The following is a 20058-nucleotide window of genomic DNA, read 5'->3' as shown; positions in this document are numbered from 1 at the left end:
CTCCGAGGATGACGTGTCCGGGATGACCGTCGGACCCGTAACGGGCCCGGTGCCCGTCACCGGCCCCGGGCCCACCGGCAAGCGACACCGTCGAGAGGAGGAAATCCGCATGAGTGCGCCAAGTACGGACCGGACCCTGCGCCACCCCGACCCCATGCCGCCGGACCCGTTCCCGCCCGCGCCGATGCCGCCCGGGCCGGTACCACCGGAGCCGGGCCCCGAACCGGACCCGGAACCCGGGCCGCCCGGCCCGATCCCCGACCCGCCGGGCCCCGAACCCGAACCGGAGCCCGCCTGAGGCCCGCCTGACGGAGGAGGGGCCGTCCCGGGGCGCACCCAGCCGGTGTGCCCCGCGGGTCCGGTCGGACCGGTGTGGTGACTCCGGGTGTCCACCCTTGACGCCTGGGCGACGGGAACTTAGCTTCGTCAGCGAACCACCCTTCCGGAACCGGGCCGCGCGAACCCCGACCCCCGCCGCACGGCCTGTCCGCACCCCGCCGGAGGCATCCTTGGCGCGTCACCGCACCACCCCCGTCCGAAGAAACCCCTTCCGCACCCTCGGCCCCGCCGCTGTGGGAGCGCTCCTACTCGGGGCGTCCCTGCTCGTCCAGGGCCCGGCCGACCGGGCCGGCGCCGCCCCCGCCGCCCCCGCCGCCCCCGTCGCCGACGGCGCCGCCCAGGGCCCCGTCGGGGCACACGGCCAGCTCCGGGTGTGCGGGCTCAAGCTCTGCGACGAGAACGGCCGACCGGTCCAGCTCACCGGGATGAGCTCGCACGGGCTCCAGTGGTTCGACCACTGCCTCACCGACGCCTCACTCGACGCCCTCGCCCACGACTGGGACGCCGACGTCCTGCGGGTGTCCACGTACGTCCAGGAGGGCGGCTACGAAACCGACCCGCGGGGCTTCACCGACCGGGTGCACGAGCTCATCGGGGAGGCCACCGAACGCGGCCTCTACGTGATCGTGGACTGGCACATGCTGACGCCCGGCGACCCCAACCACAACACCGGCCTCGCGCTGGACTTCTTCACGGAGATCGCCTCGGTCCACGCCGACAAGGACAACGTCCTGTACGAGATCGCCAACGAGCCCAACGGGGTCTCCTGGGGCGCGATCAAGGGCTACGCCGAGGAGGTCGTCCCGGTGATCCGTGCCCGGGACCCCGAGGCCCTCGTCCTGGTCGGTACGCGGGCGTGGTCGTCGCTGGGCGTCTCGGAGGGCTCGGACCACACCGAGATCACCGCAGACCCGGTGGCCGCCGACAACATCATGTACGTCTACCACTTCTACGCCGCCTCACACGGCGGGGTGCACTTCGACGCCTTCCGGCGGGCCGCCCGGGAACTGCCGCTGTTCGTGACCGAGTTCGGCACCCAGGAGTACACCGGCGACGGCCCCGACGACTTCGCCTCCGCGCAGGCCTACCTCGACTTCATGGCCGAGGAGCAGATCAGCTGGGTCAACTGGAACTTCTCGGACGACTTCCGCTCCGGCGCCGTCTTCGAACCCGGAACCTGCCACGCCGGCGGGCCCTTCGCCGGAACCGGCGCGCTCAAACCCGCGGGGGAGTGGATCCGCGACAGGATCCGCACCAGCGGCACCGGAGCCTGACCCGGTCACGCAGTGACGGGCCCGGGACCGGCGCCGCTGCGTCGGCCCCGGGCCCGCGCCCGCGGTCGGGCCCCTCCGTCCGGAGGGGCCCGACCGCCCCGGGAGGGTCAGAAGGACGGCACGGTGGCGATGGTGAGCTGGTCGTCCCCGTCCACGTCCACCACCACGTGGTCGCCGGGGACCACCTGCTTGTCCAGCACCATCCTCGACATCCGGTTCCCCACGTTGCGCTGGATGGTCCGGGCGAGGGGACGGGCGCCGAACTCGGGCTGGTAGCCGCGCTGGGACAGCCACCCGACCGCCTCGTCGGTGAAGCGGACCCGGATGTCCTGGGCGTTCAGCCGCTCCTCGGTCCGCTCCAGCATGAGACGGGTGATCTGCGCGAGCTCCTTCTCACCCAACTGCTGGAAGACGATGACCTCGTCGATGCGGTTGACGAACTCCGGCCGGAACTCCTCCTTCAGGCGGCGCATGACGCGGCGCTCGGTGTCGGGGTCCATCTGGCCGTCGGCGCTGAAACCCATCGGGGCGCCGCCGGTGACGACCTCCGAACCCAGGTTGCTCGTCATGATCACCACCGTGTTCCGGAAGTCCACGGTCCGGCCCTGTCCGTCGGTGAGCCGACCGTCGTCCAACAGCTGCAGCAGCAGGTTGAACACGTCCGGGTGGGCCTTCTCGACCTCGTCGAGCAGCAGCACCGAGTACGGGTGCCGCCGCACCGCCTCGGTGAGCTGACCGGCCTCCTCGTAACCCACGAAACCGGGGGGCGCCCCGGTCAGCCGGCTCGTGGTGTGCCGTTCCTGGAACTCGCTCATGTCGATCCGGACCATGGCCTCCTCGGAACCGAACAGCGCCTCCGCGAGCGCCCGCGCGAGTTCGGTCTTGCCGACACCGGTCGGCCCCAGGAACAGGAAGCTCCCCACCGGCCGGTCGGGGTCGCCCAGGCCGGCCCGGTTGCGGCGGATCGCCTCGGAGACGGCGGTGACCGCCTCCTCCTGGCCGATCACCCGGTCGTGCAGCACCTCCTCCAGGTTCACCAGCCGGTCCCGTTCCTCCTGGGTCAGCTGGGTCACCGGGATCCCGGTGCTGCGGGAGACCACCTCGGCGATGTCGTCCGGGCCCACCTCGGGCACGGACGAACCGGTGCCGCGCGCCTGGTGCATGCTTCCCTTGGCCGCGTTGATCTCGTCGCGCAGCCGGGAGGCCTTCTCGTAGTCCTCCTCCTGGACGGCCCGCTCCTTCTGCTCCTCCAGTTCCTTGAGCTTCTTCTCCAGCTCCCGCAGCGTGGAGCTGGAGCTGCTGAGCCGCAGACGGACCCGCGCCCCGGCCTGGTCGACGAGGTCGATGGCCTTGTCCGGCAGGAACCTGTCGGTGATGTAGCGGTCGGACAGCTCGGCCGCCGCGACCAGGCTGTCGTCGCCGAACCGCACCTGGTGGTGGGCCTCGTAGCGGTCCCGCAGCCCGCGCAGGATCTCGACCGTGTCCTCCACCGAGGGCTCGGGCACCTGGATGGGCTGGAACCGGCGCTCCAGCGCGGCGTCCTTCTCGATGTTCTTGCGGTACTCGTCGACGGTCGTGGCGCCGATGATGTGCAGTTCCCCGCGGGCCAGCGCGGGTTTGAGCATGTTCCCGGCGCTGGTCGCCCCCTCGGCGGCACCAGCCCCGACCAGCGTGTGGACCTCGTCGATGAAGATGAGCAGCCGGTCCGACTGGGCACGGATCTCGTCCACGATCGCGTTGAGCCGCTCCTCGAAGTCACCCCGGTACCGGGTGCCCGCGACGATGCCGGACAGGTCCAGCTGGACGAGGCGCCGTCCGCGCAGGGTCTGGGGGACGTCGTCGTCGAAGATGCGCTGGGCGATGCCCTCCACGATCGCGGTCTTGCCCACGCCCGGGTCGCCGATGAGGACCGGGTTGTTCTTGCGCCGCCGGGCCAGTACCTCGATGCACTGCTCGACCTCGGCCTCCCGGCCGACCACCGGGTCCAGCCGCCCCTCGGCGGCCAGCGCGGTCATGTCGGTGCCGAACTCGTCCAGTTGCGGGGTGTTGGACGGTTCCGCCTCGGGCTGCTCCCCGGCGGGCGCCGGACCGGCCGACTTCTGCAGGGCCTTCGGGGTGATGCCGGTGTCGCGCAGGAGCTGGCCGACCGGGGCGTCGGTGTTGACCGCCAGCGCGAACATCAGGTGCTCGGGCGTGATGCTGGTGCTGCCGGTGGCACGGGCGATCTGGAGGGCGTCGAGGAAGGCGCGCTTGGCCGCGGGGGTGAGGCGGGCCGAACCGCCGCGCACCGAGCGCGGGGTCTGGGCGACGGCCTGGTCGACGACGTTCTCCAGCGGCGCGAGGTCGGCGTCGGTGCGTCCCAGGAGTTCGCGGACGGGCGGGTAGCGCAGCAGCGACCACAGCAGGTGGACCGAGTCGACGTCGGTCCCTCCGGCCTCCAGGGTGCGCCGGACGGCGGCGTCGGCGACCTGTCGCGCCTCGGGGCTCATCAGCTTGGACAGGTCGACGCGGCGGACGGGCCCACGGGACCCGCTGAGGAACCGTGCCAGGAACTCGTTGAAGGAACCGGGGTCGCCGCCCGGGCCGTCGGGAAAGTCGGTGCTCATGTCGTGTCGTCCCCCGTGGTGTTGACAAGCCGGTGCGATGACAGGCTGGAGTGGTTGTTCAATTACCCTACGTTGATTCCGGTATGTCGGTCGGTAACGACCCCGGGTGCGGGAGGACCCGCTCCCCCTCTTCGGCCTTCCTCCCCGGCCGCCCCCTCACACACGCGCGGCGCCCCGCACGGGCCCCGCTCCGGGAGGAGTCCGGCCGGGGCGGCGCCCGGCGGCCCGGTCAGGCGGAGGCCTCGTCCAGACGGGCGGTCTCCTCGGCCGTCAGACGGAGGTCGTTCAGGGCCAGCAGCCCCCGCAGCTGGTCCAGGTTCCGGGCGCTGGAGAGAACCGATGCCACGCCGGGGCGCTCCACCAGCCAGGCCAGCGCGACCGTGGACAGTTCCGCGGAGCGCTCGGCCGCGATCACGTCCAGCGCGGCCAGCACCCGCTCGCCGCGCGGGTCGTCCAGGTAGGCGCGGGCCTTGGCGGCGCGGGGGCTCCCGTCCTCGGCGCGGCCCGGCCGGTACTTGCCGGTGAGGAAGCCCCGGGCCAGCCCGAAGTAGGGCAGCAGCGCCAGGTCCTCCGCCAGGGCCAGCGGCACCAGGTCCCGCTCGATGCCGCGCTCGACCAGGTTGTACTGCGGCTGCACGCACACGGGGCGGTGCCAGCCGTTCTCGTCGCACAGCGCCAGCCACTCGCGGATACGGTCCGGGCTGTGGTTGGACAGGCCCACGTACCGGACCCTGCCCTGGTCGACCAGGGCGGAGAAGGCCTCGGCGCTCTCGGCCAGCGGTGTGTCGGGGTCGTCGAAGTGGGCGTAGTACAGGTCGATCGCCTCCACTCCGAGCCGTCCGAGCGAGGCCTCGTTGGCGGCCTTGATGTTGCCCGCGGACAGGCCCGGGAAGTCCGGGTGCTGGCTGACCTTCGTGGCGATCACCATGTCGTCGTGCCCGCGCGCGGCCAGCCAGGCGCCGATGACCCGCTCGGACTCGCCGCCGGTGTGCCCCGGCGCCCAGGCCGAGTACGCGTCCGCGGTGTCGACGAAGTTGCCGCCGCTCTCCCGGTAGGCGTCCAGGATCGCGAAGGAGGCGGACTCGTCCGCGGTCCACCCGAAGACGTTGCCGCCCAGGTTCAACGGGGATACCCGCAGGTCGGATCCGCCGAGTCGGCGCAGGTGGGTGTCGTTCATGCTCACCGTTCCGTGTGTTCCCGATGGGGGGAGCCGTCGATTCGGCTCCCAAGCTAGAGGAATCGGGCCCGGGGGTCACGAACGTTTTCGGGACGGACGATGCATCATGGTGACGGGGCCCTGACCCGCTTCCGCGGACGTTGGGTGACGCAACCTCGAGGAGGCGGTTCGATGACGGAACGCAAACCTGCGGGCATGGAGTTCGAGTCGTGGGTCGACGCCCAGGTACGGCGCGCCCGGGAACGGGGTGACTTCGACGACCTCCCCGGTGCGGGCAAACCGATCCCCGACATCGACGGGCCCTACGACGAGAACTGGTGGATCAGGAGGAAGCTCCGGAGCGAGAACGTCTCCCTGCTGCCGCCCACCCTGCGCCTGCGCCGGGAGGCCGAGGTCACCCTGGAGCAGGCCCGCACGGCCGGGACGGAGAAGCGGGTGCGCGAGCTCCTGGAGGGCCTGAACAAGAAGATCCGCGAGATGAACGCGAGCTCCGTCCCCGGCCCGCCGCTCAACCTCATGCCCTACGACGTCGACGAGTTCGTCGAGAGGAAGTGGCGGGGCGGCAGCTGACCCGGACCCTCGCGAGGGCGCGGCCACGGCGGGGCCGGGTACCGCGCCCCCTCGCCGGGGGCCTGCCGGGCGGGCTTCCCGCTTCCCCGGCAGCGCCGGACACCGCACCGGCCGCAACGCCGGGCCCGGGTCAGACGCCGTGGGTGGCGCGGCGGTACTCGGCGTAGCGTTCCCGGACCCGCGCGCCGACCTCGGGGGTGTGGGCGGACTCCTCCTCGGGTGCGCCCAGGGTCCAGGTGGGCGGCTCCGTGGTTCCGGCGAGGGTCCAGGCCGCCTGGCGGGCGGCGCCCAGGGCCACGTATTCGGCGGCGGGCGGGACGACCACGGGCGCGGCCAGGACCAGGGGGGCGATGGCGCGTACGGCGGCGGAGCGCGCGCCCCCGCCCACCAGCAGCACGCGTTCGGTCGGTACGCCCTGGTCGGCGAGCGCGGACAGGCCGTCGGCCAGACCGCACAGCATGCCCTCCACGGCGGCGCGGGCGATGTTGGCGGGGACCATGTTGTCCCGGCGCAGCCCGTGCAGTGAGCCGGCGGCGTCGGGGAGCTCGGGGGTGCGCTCCCCGTCGAGGTAGGGCAGCAGCACGACGCCCTCCGCTCCCGGGCGCGCTCCCAGGGCGAGGTGGTCGAGCCCGGCCAGGTCCGTGCCGAGCATCGCGGCGGCGGGTCCGAGCACCCGGGCGGCGTTGAGGGTGCACACCAGGGGCAGGTGGCCGCCGGTGGCGTCGGCGAACCCGCACACCGCCCCGCTGGGGTCGTGTACGGCCCGGTCGTGCGCCGCGAACACGGTGCCGCTGGTGCCGAGGGAGACGACGACGTCCCCGGGGCGCAGGCCCAGGCCGAGCGCCGCACCCATGTTGTCCCCGGTGCCGGGGGCGATCACCGCGCCCTCGGGGGTGTGCCCCACGGTCTCGGCCGGTGCGGCCACGCGCGGCACGTCGAGCTCGCGGCCGAAGGCGCGGACGAGCAGGTCGGGGCGGTAGGTGTTGTCGGCGGGCGACCAGTATCCGGTTCCGGAGGCGTCACCCCGGTCGGTGGTGGGTGCGGTGCGGGAGCCGTTGAGCCGCCAGGTGAGCCAGTCGTGGGGCAGCATGACGCCGTGCGCGCGGGCGGCGAGCTCGGGCTCGTGCTCGGCGAACCAGCGGAGTTTGCTGACGGTGAAGCTGGCCACGGGCACGTTGCCGACGGCGTCCGTCCACGCCTTGGGCCCGCCCAGCTCGGTGACGAGGTCGTGTGCGGCCCCGGCGGAGCGGGAGTCGTTCCACAGCAGGGCCGGACGGACGACCTCGCCGTCCTCGTCGACCACGACCATGCCGTGCTGTTGCCCCGCGACCGAGACGGCGGAGACGTCGTCGAGTAGGCCGGAGGAGGCGGTGGTCAGCGCCGACCACCAGTGGGCGGGGTCGGTTTCGGTGCCGTCGGGGTGCGGGGCGCGGCCTTCGCGCAGCACCTTCCCGGTGGTGCTGTCACAGACCACGATCTTGCAGGACTGGGTCGAACTGTCGATTCCGGCAACCAATGCCATGTTCGCTCCGTGTGGGTGAGGGTCCGAAGCCGTGGGGGCGGCGCCGCTCATTCTCGCATTCTCGTGACCCCCGTCACTGTGCCGGGTGGTGCAGTGGGCCGCTCTTGCCCCCGCATTGGCGCATCAATAAACTTGAGTCCATACAACTCAAGTCGATGGGAGTGCTCCGATGCGCGTGACGGACGTCTTCGACCGGGCCGAGGAGGCCCTGTGGGCACAGCTCGCCGCCGAGCCCGTGGTGCGGATCGACAGCGGCCGACGCGGCGGCGACCTGGTGGTCGGCGTCGAACTCGGGCCCGTGGTCGACCCCCGTGAGGTCCTGGTCGCCAGGGAGGCGGGTGCCCTCGTGTTCGTGCGCGGTACGGATCGCTCGGTTCTGTGCCGGGTGCCCCTGGAGGCCCCCGTCGGGCGTCCCTCCCTGCACCGCGCCCCGGGCGGCCTCACCGTCGTGGCGCCGCTTGTGAGCCCGGCCCCGGTGGCGGTCCGCCCCGGCCTGCGCCGCACCTCCCGGGCGGGCCGCCTGCGCGCCGCGCTCGCCCGTTTGGCCGGTCGGCTCCGGAGTCTGGTCGCCCCCGCGGGCTGAGTGGCTGCCGGGTCGCTCGGCGGGGTCCGGTGTTGTGGCAAAAGCCACGTATGGCACGACCGCAAAAGGGACATTTCCTACCAAGAAGGTGGAGTAGTCTCTGGTCAGCTCGCCCGCGTCCCACCAGGGCGCCCGAGCTCCCGTGCCGGACCTTCCTCCGGCGCAGGCCTCCCCCCGCGATCCTCCATCCCACGATCACGAAGGAGTGCACCATGCGCACGACCTCGACCGTCATCGGCGCGGCCGCCCTCACCCTGGGCCTCGCCGCCTGCGGTGCCCCCAGTGAGCAGGCCTCCGAATCCGCCGCGGACGGGGGAGACGTGCTCCGGGTCGGGGTCAGCCCGGTGCCGCACGGCGACATCCTCGCCTTCATCGACGAGAACCTCGCCGAGGAGGCCGGCCTGGAGCTGGAGATCGAGGAGATCTCCGACTACAACACGCCCAACGCGGCGCTGGTCGAGGGGGAGCTGGACGCCAACTACTTCCAGCACCGTGCGTTCATGAACGAGTGGTTGGAGAACGGCCCCGACGCCGAACTAACCTACGTCACCGACGTCCACATCGAGCGGCTGGGGCTGTACTCCGAGAGCGTCGAGAGCACCGACGACCTGCCCGAAGGGGCCGAGATCGCGGTGCCGAACGACCCCGCCAACCTCAACCGGGCGCTGTCCATTCTGGAGGCCGAGGGGCTGATCACCGTCGACCCCGAGGCGGGTGAGAACGCCACCGAGAAGGACATCACCGACAACCCGAACGACCTGGTGGTCACCCCGCTGGAAGCGGCCCAGCTCCCGCGTTCGATCGCCGACGTCGACGCGGCGGTCGTCAACGGCAACTACGCCATCGAGGCCGACCTGCCCGAGGAGTCCAACGTCCTGGCCTGGGAGCCCGAGGGCGAGGACTACGTCCAGAACTACGCCAACGGCCTGGTCGCCCTGGACGAGAACGCCGACGACGAGCGCGTCCAGCTGCTGGCCGAGCTGCTCCACGACGAGCGGGTCCTGGAGTACGTCCAGGAGACCTGGCGCGGTGTGGTCCTGGCGGTCGACGCCGACGGCGTCATCACGGAGTAGCCTCCCGCTGCCCCTCCGTGCCCGCGGCGCCTGACCCGGCGCCCTCCCACCCCCCGTCGAGGGCGGTGGAGCCCCCTCCGGCTCCACCGCCCTCTTCGCGTGTTCGCCCACCGCCCGTACACCTGTCCCCCTGTGGCCGCTGGCCGTGTCCGCCGGTCGCGCCCGGCACGGTGCCGTCCGGGGCCGCGAGTCCCGGGGTCGAGGCCCCGGCCCCTCGGGCGGTGATCTCCGTCGCATCCGGTGGGCCGTCCCGGCCCGGGGGCGGGCGCCGGGCGCTGCGCAGGGTGACGGCACGCCCTCGCGGCGGTTCCGAACGGTGACGCCCTGAGCTGCGACTTCCCGCTGGCTGGGACTCACCGCGGGTGAAGGGTGCGAGTTCGGGCAGGTCATCGCGGCCGGAATCGCCGGGGCGGTGCTTCCACAAAACCTACTTATTAAGTAGAGTTTCTCCCGTACCTCCGTCGACACCCCGAAAAGGACCCCCGAGATGCGTGTTCGCCCGCTCCCGCTGAGAGCCGCCGCGGCTGCCCTGGCCCTTGGCCTGGCCGCAGCCGGGTGCGCGGGCGAGGGGGAGGCCGCCGGCTCCGTCCTCACCCTCGGGTACTCCCCGAACATCACCCACGCGCCCGCCCTGGTCGGCGTGGAGAAGGGGATCCTCAACGGGGCCCTGGGCGGCGCGGAGCTGGCCACCCAGACGTTCAACGCGGGCCCGGACACCATCAACGCCCTGTTCTCCGGTGAGATCGACGCGGCCTTCGTCGGCCCCAACCCCGCCGTCAACGGTTGGACCCAGTCGGAGGGCGAAGCCCTGCACATCATCGCCGGAGCCGCCACCCAGGGCACCGGGCTCGTGGTCCGGGACCACATCGAGACCGTCGACGAACTGCCCGGCACCACCCTCGCCACTCCGATGCTGGGCGGCACCCAGGACGTGGCGCTGCGCTGGTTCGCCCGGGAACAGGGCTGGGAGGTCGACACGGCCGGGGGAGGGGACCTCTCGATCCTCCCCCAGGACAACCCCGACACCGTCAACGCCTTCGCGGCCGGCGAGATCGACGGCGCGTGGCTCCCCGAACCCCACCTGAGCCGCGTCCTGGCCGAGGACGACGCCCGCCTGCTCGTCGACGAGCCGGACCTGTGGGCGCAGACCGACGGCCAGTACGTCACCACGCTCCTCATCGTCAACGCCGACTTCCTGGAAGAGCACCCGGAGGTCGTCGACGACCTGCTGCGCGGCCACATCGAGACCGTCGACTGGATCGGTGCCAACCCCGACGAGGCCGCGGAAGTGTCCCGCACCCACCTGGAGGACCTCACCGGCGGCGAACTCGACCCCGAGCTCACCGCCGCCGCCTTCGACAACGTCACGTTCACCGTCGACCCCGCGGCACCCTCGCTGCTCGCCCAGGCCGGACAAGCCGAGGCCGTCGGTCTGCTGGACCCCGTCGACCTCAACGGAATCTACGCCCTCGACCCGCTCAACGACGCCCTGGCCGAGGCCGGGCACGAGCTGGTCGCCGGGTTGGAAGGGTAAGGGCCCCATGACCACCATCACCGAGACCCGCACCGGCACGAACGCCCTGGAGATCGACGACATCTCCAAGGTCTTCGGTCACGGCGGGGGCGCCGTGACCGCGATCGACGGCATGACCGTCACCGTCGGTACCGGCGAGTTCCTGGCCATCGTCGGCGCCTCCGGCTGCGGCAAGAGCACCCTGCTCTCCCTCGTCGCCGGTCTGGAGGAGCCCACCACCGGGGCCGTGGACGTCGGCGGCCACCGCGTGGCCATGATGTTCCAGGAGGCCGCGCTCTTCCCGTGGCTGACCGTGGGCGCCAACATCGAGATCCCGATGAAGGTCAACAGGGTTCCCAGAGCCGAGCGCAGGAAACGCGTGATCGAACTCCTGGACCTGGTCCGCCTGAGCGGTTTCGAGCGCAAGCGCCCGCACGAGCTCTCCGGCGGCATGCGCCAGCGCGTGGCCCTGGCCCGCGCCCTGGCCCAGGACGCCGACGTCCTGCTCATGGACGAGCCCTTCGGCGCCCTGGACGCCATGACCCGCGACATCCTGCACGACGAGCTGGAGCGGATCTGGCGGGAGCGGTCGCTGACCATCCTCTTCGTCACCCACAACGTGCGGGAGGCGGTGCGCCTGGGCGACCGGGTCGTCCTGTTGTCCAGCCGCCCGGGACGGGTCATCAAGGAGTTTCCGGTGGAGGGTGAGCGCCCCCGTCGGATCGACTCCGCGCTGATCGCCGGGCAGGCCGCCGCCATCACCGACCGACTGCGTGAGGAGGTCTCGCGTCATGCCTGAGACCGACGCCCGAAACCGCCAGGTCCAGGGGCTCGACGCGCTGGAGCTCCAGCCCGGGAAGAACGCCGGCGACCGCGGCGCGGCCGGGATCGCCGGCAGGGTCTGGGCCGCGACCTGGCCCAAGGCGGTCGCCGTGGTCATCGTCCTGGCCGCCTGGCAGGCACTCGTGTGGTCCGGATGGCGCACGGAGTACGTCTTCCCGGGGCCGGACCGGGTGCTGCCCGCCCTGCTGGACGAGGTCACCGACCCCGCGTTCTGGTCGGCGGTCCAGGTCACCATGCGCCGGGCCTTCGTCGGCTTCGCCCTGGCACTGGCAGTGGGGCTCGTGGTCGGCCTCGCGGTGTCGCAGTTCAGGCCGCTGAGGTCCGCGATCGGATCGTTGGTCACCGGGCTCCAGACCATGCCGTCGATCGTGTGGTTCCCGTTCGCGATGCTGCTGTACGGCATCAGCGAGTCGGCGATCATGTTCGTGATCGTCCTGGGCGCCGCGCCCTCCATCGCGGGCGGCCTGACCTCGGGCATCGACTACGTGTCGCCGTCACTGCTGCGGGCGGGCCAGGTCATGGGCCTGCGCGGGGTCCAGCGGTACTCGCTGCTGATCGTCCCGGCGGCGCTGCCGATGTTCGTCACCGGGCTCAAACAGGGCTGGGCCTTCGCCTGGCGTTCCCTGATGGCCGGAGAGCTGCTGGTCATCATCAACCAGGAGAACTCGATCGGGTGGGCGCTGAGCCAGGCCCGCCAGCTCAACGACGCCGACCGGCTGCTCAGCTACATCATCATCGTGCTGGTCATCGGCATCATGATCGACGTGTTCTTCAACTGGGCGGACCGCTCCCTGCGCCGCCGGTGGGGGATCGCCCCGTCCTGACCGGGGCCCTGCGGCCAGGACCGGGCGGGGCGGGGGCACCCCCTCCGGGGCGCGGGCGGGGCTCAGCCGTACACGGCGTGGTAGAGCTCCACGGCCTCCTCCGCGGTGGGCATCCGCGGGCCGTCTGCGGCCTCCTCGGAGGCCAGGGCCTGCTCCGCCATCAGCGGGGCCAGCCCCCACCAGCGCTCGGCGCTGATCCCGTAGCCGCGCGGGGTCGGCACCTCCAGGTCCTGGCTGAGCAGGCGCAGCTCCCACACCAGTGCGCCGGTGGCCTCCCCGTCGGTGCTGTTCGGGCCGGCCAGGCCCATCGCGCGGGCGCACTCGGCGTAGCGGCCGGGGGCCGAGGGCACGGAGAACTCCGTGAGCGCCGCCAGGAGCATGGCGTTGGACAGCCCGTGCGCCACCCCGAAGTGCGTGCCGACCGGGCGGCTCATCCCGTGCACCAGGGCGGCGCCGGAGTTGGAGAAGGCCATCCCGGCCTGGGTGGCGCCCACCATGAGGGCCTCGCGTGCCGACCGGTCGCCCGGTTCGGCGTACGCGGCCCGCAGGTGGGTGAAGACCGTGCGCATCGCCTCCCGGGCCAGACCGTCGGAGACCGGGTTGGCCCGCGCGCTCACGTACGCCTCGATCGCGCGGGTCAGGGCGTCCAACCCCGTGTCGGCCGTCAACCGCGGCGGTACGTCCAGGGTGAGTTCGAAGTCCACCAGTGCGGCCCGGGGCAGCATGGCCAGCCCGGCGCAGAGCATCCTCTCGCCGGTCTCCGCGTCGGTGATGACGCTGTAGCGGGTGCACTCCGACCCGCTGCCCGCGGTGGTCGGCACCGCCACCACCGGCAGGGCGAGCGCGTCGGTGACCACCGGTGTCCGGTAGTCGCGCATCCGCCCGCCGTGCGTGCTCAGCAGGGCGACGGCCTTGGCCGTGTCGATGGGGCTGCCGCCGCCCACCCCGACCACGGAGTCGAAGCCGCCCTCCCGGAGGGCCCGGACGCCCTCCTCCACCACCGTGGTGGTGGGGTCGGACACGGTCTCGGCGAACACTCCGGGGGAGAGGCCGGCCTCCTTCAGGTCGGCCAGGAGTGCCTGGAAGAAGGGGCGCTCGACGACGAACGGGTCGCTCACCAGCAACGGGCGGGACAGTTTGAGGGAGTCCAGGACCCCGGCCAGTTCGGCCGAGGCTCCCGCGCCCACACGCAGGATGCGGGGCAGGGCGATGGAAGCGGTCACGTCGGTACCTCCGGGGGTCGGGAGTACGGGTGTCGGGGCCTGCCCCGGGAGACCGGGGGGCACGGCTCAACGCCCGGGTACCTACCCGTGTCTGCGATTCGACTCCCCCCTCGGGCCCTTGTTTGTCGGACCGGGGCGCCGCGCGCACCGCGGGGGCCGGGCACACGGCCCGGCCCCCGCGGCGTGCGTTCGGTCAGGTGTGCACCAGCGGGGTGTCCACCAGGTGTTCGGCCACGAACCAGGCCTGGAGTTCGTTGGTGCGGATCACGTCCGAGACCAGCACGTCGTTGGTGCCGTCGTCACCCGTCTCCTGTACGCGGGCGGCCGCGTCGTGGGCATCCTCCAGGACGGTCTCGTGCGCCTCCAGAAGGCGGGAGAGCATCGCGGGGACCTCCTCGACGCCGTTCGGCGGGCGCGGGATGTTGGTGATCTCCGCGACGTGCCTCGGGTCGCCGACCGCCACACCGCCCAGGGTCTGGACCCGCTCCGCGACGGTGTCGATGAGCGAGGTCTGCTCCTCGGCGTGCTTGTCCATCAGCAGGTGCAGCTGGTAGAAGGTCTGCCCGCGCATCAGCCAGTGGTGCTTCTTGTACATGTCGTGCAGGATCCGCAGGTCGCACAGCACCTGGTTGAGCCGCTGGCACGAGTACATCCGGGCGTCGTAGGACAGGCCCACGGGGAGTTGGCGGACCGTCCCGAACTGCTGGACCTCCTCGCCCCTCTGGTGGAGCCACGGCTGGCTGCTCCGGGGCCTGGGTGTCTGGCTCGAACGCTGGTCAGCGGTCGTCACGGTTGGTTCCCCCTCCGGTTCGGTGTGTCGCGCGGAGCCGTCAGGCCCCGTCAGCCAGTCTTGGCCACCGACCGTTGTCGGAAGAGAAAACGCACGCCATGTCCGGGCAAGGCTTTATCCCTTTCGCCGGTCGAAGTCCACCGGCAGCGCGAACAGCCCGTGCATGATCATGCTCGGCCACCACCGCAGCCCGGTCTCCTCCACCGCCAGGCGCAGTCCCGGCAGCCGGTCCAGCACCGCGCCGACCGCCACGCGGGCCTCCATCCGGGCGAGTTGGGCGCCCACACAGAAGTGCGCCCCCTGGCCGAAGGACAGGTGCGCGGCGCCGCGGCCGGGGTCGAACCCGTCCGGGTCCTCGTACCGCTCGGGGTCGCGTCCTGCGGCCAGCAGGGACACCAGTACCGGCTCGCCCGCCTCCAGGCGTGTCCCGCCCACGGTGGTCGGCTCCGCGGGAAACCGCCAGGTCGCGTTCTGCAGGGGGCTCTCCAACCGCAGGGACTCCTCGATCGCGGGGTCCAGGAGGGAGCGGTCGTCCCTGATCCGCCGCATGGCCCCGGGGTTGCGCAGCAGCGTCAGCAGCATGTTGCCGATCAGCGCCAGCGTGGTCTCCTGACCCGCCACCAACAGCAGGAACGCCGTGGAGGTCACCTCGTCCCGGGACAGCTCCCCCGCACGGTGGGACTCCACCAGGTCGCCCAACAGGTCGTCCGAGGACTGCGCCAGCCGCGCGTCCACCAGGTCGCCCAGGTAGGAGTCGAACCAGTCCGTGGCCCCGGCGACCGCCCGGACCTCGTCGTAGGAGGCGGAGTCGATCACCGATGCCTGCCGCCGGAACTCCGGCCGGTCCGCCTCGGGCACCCCGAGGATCTCGCAGATGACCGTGATGGGAAGCGGGTAGGCGAGGTCGCGCGCCAGGTCGGGTTCCCCGGAGGCCTCGATCGCGGTCAGGAGTTCGTCGGTGATCCGTTCCGCGCGCTCCCGGAGCGTACGGACCCGTCTGGGGCTGAAGGCGCCGCTCACCACCCTCCGCAGCCGGACGTGGTCGGGGCCGTCCGCGTTCACCATGCTCCGTACCAGGCTGGGGCGGTGGTCGTACGGCAGGCCCAGCCCGGCCCTGTACCAGGTCTCGTGGCCCCGCGCGGGGTCCTTGAGCATGTTCGGGTCGGTGAGCACCCGCAGCGCGTCCTCGTGCCGGGTCACCACCCACGCCCACGCTCCACCGGGCAGGTCCACCCGGTGCACCGGGTCGTTCTCACGCAGCCACCGGTAGGCGGGGTGGGGGTCGGACTCGAACTCGGGTCCGTGCAGGGCGGGGGGCTCGGTGGTCATCGTCGGCCTTCTCTCCGTGTGGCTGGGTCCCCGCCGTTCCTACCCGCACAGCCCTTCGGCCCCCCGCGGGCGGCGTCCGGTCCCTGGCCGGATGCGGCCAGCCCGGTCCCGGGCGCCGCGGTCGTCCCCGGGAGGCGGCCGCGGCGCCGCCGAACCGCCGTCCGGGCCGCGGCGGCGCATCTGCTAGGCCGTGATGGCGCACGCCGTCTCCAGGACGAACCGGTGCCACGGACGGTGCGGGTCCTGGCCGGTCAGCTCCCGCACCCGCCGCAGCCGGTAACGCAGGGTCTGGGCGTGCACGTGCAGTACCTCCGCGGCCGTGGTCGCCGCGCCCTCCCGGAAGTAGGCGCGCAGCGTCTCCAACAGGTATCGGTTGTCGGGTGCCAGCAAGGGCCCCAGCACCGCCTGGCGTACCGTCGCCGGGGCGATCGCGCCCCCGTTGAGCAGCGCGAGTACACAGGCGTCGGGGTCCCGCAGCAGACCGTTGGCCCCGAAGGCGTGCGCGGGCGCGGTCTCCAGCGCCCCGTCGGCCAGCCGGTAGGCGGCGGACATGTCGGTCAGCCCGCGCGGTTCCAGGACGCACCCGCGCCACCCCCGCCTGACCAGCTCCCCGGTGACCCCCTCGGCGTCCTCGGCCGAGCCGAGCACCACCACCCGGCCCGAGCGGGTGGTCACCAGCGGGTCGGTCCCGGAGTGCGCGGCCGCGGCCAACAGCTCCAGCCCCGCCGACACGGTGACGTCCTCCGACGGGGGCCGCTCCCGTCCGGCGGACTCCCGGCCCGGTTCGGCGACCACCAGCACCGCGGGGTCGGGCGGGGCGATGCCCAGGGTCCGTGCCCGGTCCCGGATCGCGCCCCGGGAGGCCTGGCGGCCGATGAGCAGGTCGTCGAGCAGGGCGCGCCGGGCGCGTTCGCGGTCCGCGTCCAGTTGTTCGGCGGCCTCGGCGTGGCCCCTCGTCAGGCTCTCGGAGATCTGGTCGATGGAGGCCAACCAGAGTTCGCTCAGAGCGAACACGTCCCGGGCGTCGAGCCGTTCGCCCGCCTGCTCGCGCAGAATCCGTACCGCTGCCGCCGAACCGACCCGGTGCGCACGCACCACGGCGCCGATCGAACGCCCGTCGGCGGCGCGTGCCCGCCCGATCCCGCGGAGCCGCTCCACGTCATCGGGAGGCAGGCGGGCGGCGTCGCGCGCCCACAGTTCCAGGGACCGGGCGACCAGCCATCCGGTGATCGCCCGGACCTCCTCCAGTTGGGAGCCGTGCAGCGCACGGTAGGCGGGGACCTCCGCGTACACCTCGGCGACGATCCGGTCCACCAGGCCCGTCCGGTCCCGCCGTAACTCGGCGCTGACCCGAATGCGCTCTTCCTGTCCCATTCGTTCCCTCTGTCCAGATCTGGCATGCTTCGCTCCGGGGCGGGCAGCCTAGCGCGCGGCCGCACCGCTGGCCGGGAGCGGCCATCCGGGTAAAAGCGTGCGCAACTGCGGCGCAGCGTGGGGACTAGCCCCGCTCTGACATGGCAGTATGCGCACAGTGGCCCGGTAATCAGTAGGAACCGAACACGGAGACGACAGCGACGGCGGGCCGGTCGCGGTGGTCGGATCCGGTCGCGGCGGCCGTCTCGGCCGACCGGGAGCGAAGGGCCTGACGGGGGGAGACAGGGGATGAGAACGATGACGGTTCCCGGCATCACACTGAACAACGGCGTGCGGATCCCGCAGTTGGGCTTCGGTGTGTGGCAGGTGCCCGACGACGCCGTGGTCGAGGCGGTCTCACACGCCCTGGCGGCGGGTTACCGCAGCATCGACACCGCTGCCGCCTACGGCAACGAGAAGGGCGTGGGGGAGGCGCTGCGCCGTTCGGAGCTGCAGCGGGAGGAGGTGTTCGTCACCACCAAGCTCGCCAACCCCGACCAGGGCTACGACTCCACCCTGCGCGCCTTCGACGCCAGTCTGGAACGCCTCGGCCTGGACGTGCTGGACCTGTACCTCATCCACTGGCCGCTGCCCCAGCGCGACCTCTACGTGCCCACCTGGAAGGCGATGGAACGCCTCTACGCGGAGGGCCGGGTGCGCGCCATCGGCGTGTCCAACTTCCAGCCCGCGCACCTGGAGCGGGTCATGGAGGAGGGCGGGATCGCCCCCATGGTCAACCAGATCGAACTGCACCCGCTGCTCACCCAGGAGGAGCTGCGCGCCTTCGACGCCGAACACAACATCGCCACCGAGGCGTGGAGCCCCCTGGGCCGGGGCGAGTTCCTCGACCATCCGCTGATCACGGAGCTGGCCCAGGCGCACGGACGCACCCCCGCGCAGATCCTGCTGCGCTGGCACGTCCAACTGGGCAACGTGGTCATCCCCAAGTCGGTGACCCCCGAGCGCATCCGCTCCAACTTCGAGGTCTTCGACTTCGAGCTCCCAGACGAGGAGGTCGCCCGGATCAGCGCGCTCAACGAGAACCGCCGGTTCGGACCCGACCCGGACGGCTTCGACGGCTGAGCCGGACCGCCGGGCGGCCCCCGGGCCCGGCGGACGGAGACGGCCCTCAGCGGGCCGAACCCTCAGCGGTCCGGTCCGCCGGTGGTCGGGATCAGCGCAGTTCGCGGTGCTTGCGGGCACCCGCCAGGACGGCGTCGATGCCGTTGCTGCGTACACGGTTGGCGTAGACGCCGCCGGCGACGAAGATCGCGAGGATGAGCCCGACCACGACGGTCAGGGCCAGGGCGGACAGCACGAAAGAGATCATGCGCTCATCGTAGCCGCATGCCCGGAAAGGCGCTTCCAGGGGATCCGCCATTCCGGGGGGCGGCGGGGCGCCGAGTGACACGGAGGGGCCGTCGATGGACCGGACACCGCACGAGATCGTCAACCCGCTCACCCTGGCCGATCCGGTGGGCTACTCGCACGCCCTCGTGGTCACGCCGGGCCGCACCGTCTACGTGGGCGGGCAGACCGCCCGGCGTCCCGACGGCGCGCTGACCGGGGAATCGGTGGTGCAGCAGTTCGACCAGGCCCTCGCCAACATGGTGGAGGCGCTGCGCGCGGCGGGCGCCGAACCCGTCCACGTGGTGAACATGCGGATCCACACCACCTCCGTCGGCGTCTACCGGGTCAACCTCAAGGCCCTGGGTTCGGTGTACCGGCGCCACATGGGCCGCTACTACCCGCCGATGTCGGTCGTGGGCGTCACCGAACTGCTGGAGGCCGGCGCCCTGGTCGAACTGGAGTGCACGGCGGTGGTCCCCGAAGCGCACCGGCACGGAGAACTCGGGGAGGGGGCGCCCAGGGAGCTGGTGGAGGAGGTCGACGAAGCCTTCACCGACCGTCCGCGCGGCTTCGGAGACCCCGCCGGGGGCCCCGAGGGGGCGCGCGACTGAACCGTCACCGCCGCGTCGTCCGCGGGCTCCCGGAGTGCTTCCGGCCGCGGACCAGCCACACGGCCGCCAGGCACACCCCCGTCCCGGCCAGGGCTCCCGGCCCCACCGGGTCGCCGAACATCAGCCAGGTCCACACCAGGGTGGTCGGCGGGGTCAGGTAGAGCAGCGCCGACACCCGGGCCACGCTGGTGCGGGCCAGGTTGGCCCAGTACAGCCCGTAACCGCCCAGGGTGGACAGGACGACCACCCATGCCACGGCGCCCCAGAACCCGGGGTCGGCGGGCGGGGCCAGTGTCCCGGTCGCGGCGGCCAGCCCGGTGAACAGGGCCGCGCTCACCCCGCACTGGACGGTGAGGGCCTCCAGCAGGTCCCCGCCGGGGCGGGTCCGCCGCTCCACCAGGGTGGCGGCCACCAGCGAGAGCATCGCGCCGAACGGAAGCGCGTACGCCCACCAGGGGGCGGCTCCCGACCGGAGCAGGTCCGAGCCGACCACCAGCCCCACACCCGCCAAGCCGACGGCCAGCCCGAGGATCTGGCGTCCCCGGACCCGTTCCCCCAGCAGGGGCACGGCGACCGCGGCGGCCACCATCGGCTGGAGCGCGGCCACCAGCGCGCTCGTCCCCGCGGCCACCCCCGCCTCGGCGGCGGCGAAGACCCCGTACAGGTAACCGGCCTGGGCCAGGGCCCCGAGCACCGCGTGCAGGGCCAGGTCGCGGGCACGCATCCGCGGCCCCCGCAGCAGGAGCCAGGCCGCCAGCAGCCCGCCCACCACCAGGAACCGCCAGGCCAGCAGGGTGGTCGCCGGCGCGTGCCGCGCACCCAGCTCGGCCCCGACGAACCCGGAACTCCACATCACCACCAGGCCGGCCGCCAGCAGGAACGGAACCAGGGGCCGGTCCCCGCGGCGGGTCCGGGGCCGGGAAAGGGCGGGAAGGGAACGCGTGGAGATGTCCATGGGCATGAGGTAAACACACCGGTCGGTATACTCACAATGTAGTCGGAGACCGCGACCGAGAAC

The 20058-nt window shown here is 72.5% G+C and carries 19 protein-coding genes; 10 read left to right on the top strand and 9 right to left on the bottom strand.

The window, feature by feature from the left end:
• The first annotated feature begins 109 nt into the window (after positions 1-109).
• Both AC0VYD_RS16815 and AC0VYD_RS16810 read left to right on the top strand, forming a co-directional pair.
• Complete coding sequence (locus AC0VYD_RS16815; RefSeq protein ID WP_191272032.1) at positions 110-298, top strand: hypothetical protein; 189 nt, start codon at positions 110-112, stop codon at positions 296-298.
• Between the two features lie 211 nt (positions 299-509).
• Positions 510-1613: a glycoside hydrolase family 5 protein gene (locus AC0VYD_RS16810; RefSeq protein WP_475476468.1), complete on the top strand. Its 1104-nt coding sequence runs from the start codon at positions 510-512 to the stop codon at positions 1611-1613.
• A 107-nt stretch (positions 1614-1720) separates the two neighbouring features.
• On the opposite strand, the gene AC0VYD_RS16805 is transcribed toward AC0VYD_RS16810, so the two are convergent.
• Positions 1721-4219, bottom strand: coding sequence for an ATP-dependent Clp protease ATP-binding subunit (locus tag AC0VYD_RS16805; protein WP_475476467.1), 2499 nt, complete (start codon positions 4217-4219; stop codon positions 1721-1723).
• A gap of 229 nt (positions 4220-4448) precedes the next feature.
• Positions 4449-5396, bottom strand: coding sequence for an aldo/keto reductase (locus AC0VYD_RS16800; RefSeq protein WP_475476466.1), 948 nt, complete (start codon positions 5394-5396; stop codon positions 4449-4451).
• 171 nt (positions 5397-5567) lie between these two features.
• Here AC0VYD_RS16800 and AC0VYD_RS16795 point away from each other — a divergent pair, with 171 nt between their 5' ends.
• The gene (locus AC0VYD_RS16795) at positions 5568-5966 is read left to right on the top strand and encodes a DnaJ family domain-containing protein (RefSeq protein ID WP_475476465.1); all 399 of its coding nucleotides are present in this window, start codon (positions 5568-5570) and stop codon (positions 5964-5966) included.
• A gap of 130 nt (positions 5967-6096) precedes the next feature.
• Here the strand turns inward: AC0VYD_RS16795 and xylB are convergent, their stop codons facing one another.
• Entirely contained in the window at positions 6097-7488 is a 1392-nt protein-coding gene (gene xylB / locus AC0VYD_RS16790) for a xylulokinase (RefSeq protein ID WP_475476464.1), read from the bottom strand.
• Between the two features lie 169 nt (positions 7489-7657).
• Here xylB and AC0VYD_RS16785 point away from each other — a divergent pair, with 169 nt between their 5' ends.
• From AC0VYD_RS16785 to AC0VYD_RS16765, 5 genes are all read left to right on the top strand, one after another.
• On the top strand, positions 7658-8071 hold the full coding sequence (locus tag AC0VYD_RS16785; RefSeq protein ID WP_475476463.1) for a hypothetical protein: 414 nt from the start codon (positions 7658-7660) through the stop codon (positions 8069-8071).
• A gap of 212 nt (positions 8072-8283) precedes the next feature.
• Positions 8284-9144, top strand: a complete 861-nt coding sequence (locus tag AC0VYD_RS16780) for a MetQ/NlpA family ABC transporter substrate-binding protein (protein ID WP_475476462.1) — start codon at positions 8284-8286, stop codon at positions 9142-9144.
• A gap of 487 nt (positions 9145-9631) precedes the next feature.
• Complete coding sequence (locus AC0VYD_RS16775) at positions 9632-10678, top strand: ABC transporter substrate-binding protein (RefSeq protein ID WP_475476461.1); 1047 nt, start codon at positions 9632-9634, stop codon at positions 10676-10678.
• Positions 10679-10685: 7 nt separating this feature from the next.
• Positions 10686-11456: an ABC transporter ATP-binding protein gene (locus AC0VYD_RS16770; protein ID WP_452542027.1), complete on the top strand. Its 771-nt coding sequence runs from the start codon at positions 10686-10688 to the stop codon at positions 11454-11456.
• A complete protein-coding gene (locus AC0VYD_RS16765) occupies positions 11449-12324 on the top strand; it encodes an ABC transporter permease (protein ID WP_475476460.1) in 876 nt (291 codons plus the stop codon). The genes AC0VYD_RS16770 and AC0VYD_RS16765 overlap by 8 nt, the downstream gene beginning before the upstream one ends.
• A 62-nt stretch (positions 12325-12386) precedes the next feature.
• On the opposite strand, the gene AC0VYD_RS16760 is transcribed toward AC0VYD_RS16765, so the two are convergent.
• The 4 genes from AC0VYD_RS16760 to AC0VYD_RS16745 all read right to left on the bottom strand — a co-directional run bounded on the left by AC0VYD_RS16760 (position 12387) and on the right by AC0VYD_RS16745 (position 17040).
• Entirely contained in the window at positions 12387-13547 is a 1161-nt protein-coding gene (locus tag AC0VYD_RS16760) for an iron-containing alcohol dehydrogenase (protein WP_475476459.1), read from the bottom strand.
• Positions 13548-13740: 193 nt separating this feature from the next.
• A complete protein-coding gene (locus AC0VYD_RS16755) occupies positions 13741-14337 on the bottom strand; it encodes a Dps family protein (protein WP_475476458.1) in 597 nt (198 codons plus the stop codon).
• Between the two features lie 114 nt (positions 14338-14451).
• Positions 14452-15666, bottom strand: a complete 1215-nt coding sequence (locus AC0VYD_RS16750) for a cytochrome P450 family protein (RefSeq protein WP_475476457.1) — start codon at positions 15664-15666, stop codon at positions 14452-14454.
• A 183-nt stretch (positions 15667-15849) separates the two neighbouring features.
• Positions 15850-17040: a PucR family transcriptional regulator gene (locus AC0VYD_RS16745; protein ID WP_475476456.1), complete on the bottom strand. Its 1191-nt coding sequence runs from the start codon at positions 17038-17040 to the stop codon at positions 15850-15852.
• A gap of 297 nt (positions 17041-17337) precedes the next feature.
• Here AC0VYD_RS16745 and AC0VYD_RS16740 point away from each other — a divergent pair, with 297 nt between their 5' ends.
• Positions 17338-18162 carry an aldo/keto reductase gene (locus AC0VYD_RS16740; RefSeq protein WP_475480287.1) on the top strand — a complete coding sequence of 275 codons (825 nt, stop codon included), beginning with the start codon at positions 17338-17340 and terminating at the stop codon, positions 18160-18162.
• Positions 18163-18253: 91 nt separating this feature from the next.
• Here AC0VYD_RS16740 and AC0VYD_RS16735 read toward each other — a convergent pair whose 3' ends face one another.
• Positions 18254-18409: a hypothetical protein gene (locus tag AC0VYD_RS16735; RefSeq protein ID WP_475476455.1), complete on the bottom strand. Its 156-nt coding sequence runs from the start codon at positions 18407-18409 to the stop codon at positions 18254-18256.
• 94 nt (positions 18410-18503) lie between these two features.
• Between AC0VYD_RS16735 and AC0VYD_RS16730 the strand changes: the two genes are divergently transcribed.
• Positions 18504-19040, top strand: a complete 537-nt coding sequence (locus tag AC0VYD_RS16730) for a RidA family protein (protein ID WP_475476454.1) — start codon at positions 18504-18506, stop codon at positions 19038-19040.
• A gap of 4 nt (positions 19041-19044) precedes the next feature.
• Here the strand turns inward: AC0VYD_RS16730 and AC0VYD_RS16725 are convergent, their stop codons facing one another.
• Positions 19045-20001: a DMT family transporter gene (locus tag AC0VYD_RS16725; RefSeq protein WP_475476453.1), complete on the bottom strand. Its 957-nt coding sequence runs from the start codon at positions 19999-20001 to the stop codon at positions 19045-19047.
• Between the last annotated feature and the right edge of the window lie 57 nt (positions 20002-20058).

It is taken from the genome of Nocardiopsis sp. iso_40, from assembly GCF_056173285.1.
Note: the sequence above shows the minus strand (reverse complement) of the source record. Positions and strands in the feature narration are given on the sequence as shown.

Bases quoted from the DNA above. Each gene is read 5' to 3' on its own strand.
- AC0VYD_RS16815 (WP_191272032.1), top strand. From the start codon at position 110: ATGAGTGCGCCAAGTACGGACCGGACCCTGCGCCACCCCGACCCCATG.
- AC0VYD_RS16805 (WP_475476467.1), bottom strand. From the start codon at position 4,219: ATGAGCACCGACTTTCCCGACGGCCCGGGCGGCGACCCCGGTTCCTTC.
- AC0VYD_RS16800 (WP_475476466.1), bottom strand. From the start codon at position 5,396: ATGAACGACACCCACCTGCGCCGACTCGGCGGATCCGACCTGCGGGTA.
- AC0VYD_RS16795 (WP_475476465.1), top strand. From the start codon at position 5,568: ATGACGGAACGCAAACCTGCGGGCATGGAGTTCGAGTCGTGGGTCGAC.
- xylB (WP_475476464.1), bottom strand. From the start codon at position 7,488: ATGGCATTGGTTGCCGGAATCGACAGTTCGACCCAGTCCTGCAAGATC.
- AC0VYD_RS16785 (WP_475476463.1), top strand. From the start codon at position 7,658: ATGCGCGTGACGGACGTCTTCGACCGGGCCGAGGAGGCCCTGTGGGCA.
- AC0VYD_RS16780 (WP_475476462.1), top strand. From the start codon at position 8,284: ATGCGCACGACCTCGACCGTCATCGGCGCGGCCGCCCTCACCCTGGGC.
- AC0VYD_RS16775 (WP_475476461.1), top strand. From the start codon at position 9,632: ATGCGTGTTCGCCCGCTCCCGCTGAGAGCCGCCGCGGCTGCCCTGGCC.
- AC0VYD_RS16770 (WP_452542027.1), top strand. From the start codon at position 10,686: ATGACCACCATCACCGAGACCCGCACCGGCACGAACGCCCTGGAGATC.
- AC0VYD_RS16765 (WP_475476460.1), top strand. From the start codon at position 11,449: ATGCCTGAGACCGACGCCCGAAACCGCCAGGTCCAGGGGCTCGACGCG.
- AC0VYD_RS16750 (WP_475476457.1), bottom strand. From the start codon at position 15,666: ATGACCACCGAGCCCCCCGCCCTGCACGGACCCGAGTTCGAGTCCGAC.
- AC0VYD_RS16745 (WP_475476456.1), bottom strand. From the start codon at position 17,040: ATGGGACAGGAAGAGCGCATTCGGGTCAGCGCCGAGTTACGGCGGGAC.
- AC0VYD_RS16740 (WP_475480287.1), top strand. From the start codon at position 17,338: ATGACGGTTCCCGGCATCACACTGAACAACGGCGTGCGGATCCCGCAG.
- AC0VYD_RS16735 (WP_475476455.1), bottom strand. From the start codon at position 18,409: ATGATCTCTTTCGTGCTGTCCGCCCTGGCCCTGACCGTCGTGGTCGGG.
- AC0VYD_RS16730 (WP_475476454.1), top strand. From the start codon at position 18,504: ATGGACCGGACACCGCACGAGATCGTCAACCCGCTCACCCTGGCCGAT.
- AC0VYD_RS16725 (WP_475476453.1), bottom strand. From the start codon at position 20,001: ATGCCCATGGACATCTCCACGCGTTCCCTTCCCGCCCTTTCCCGGCCC.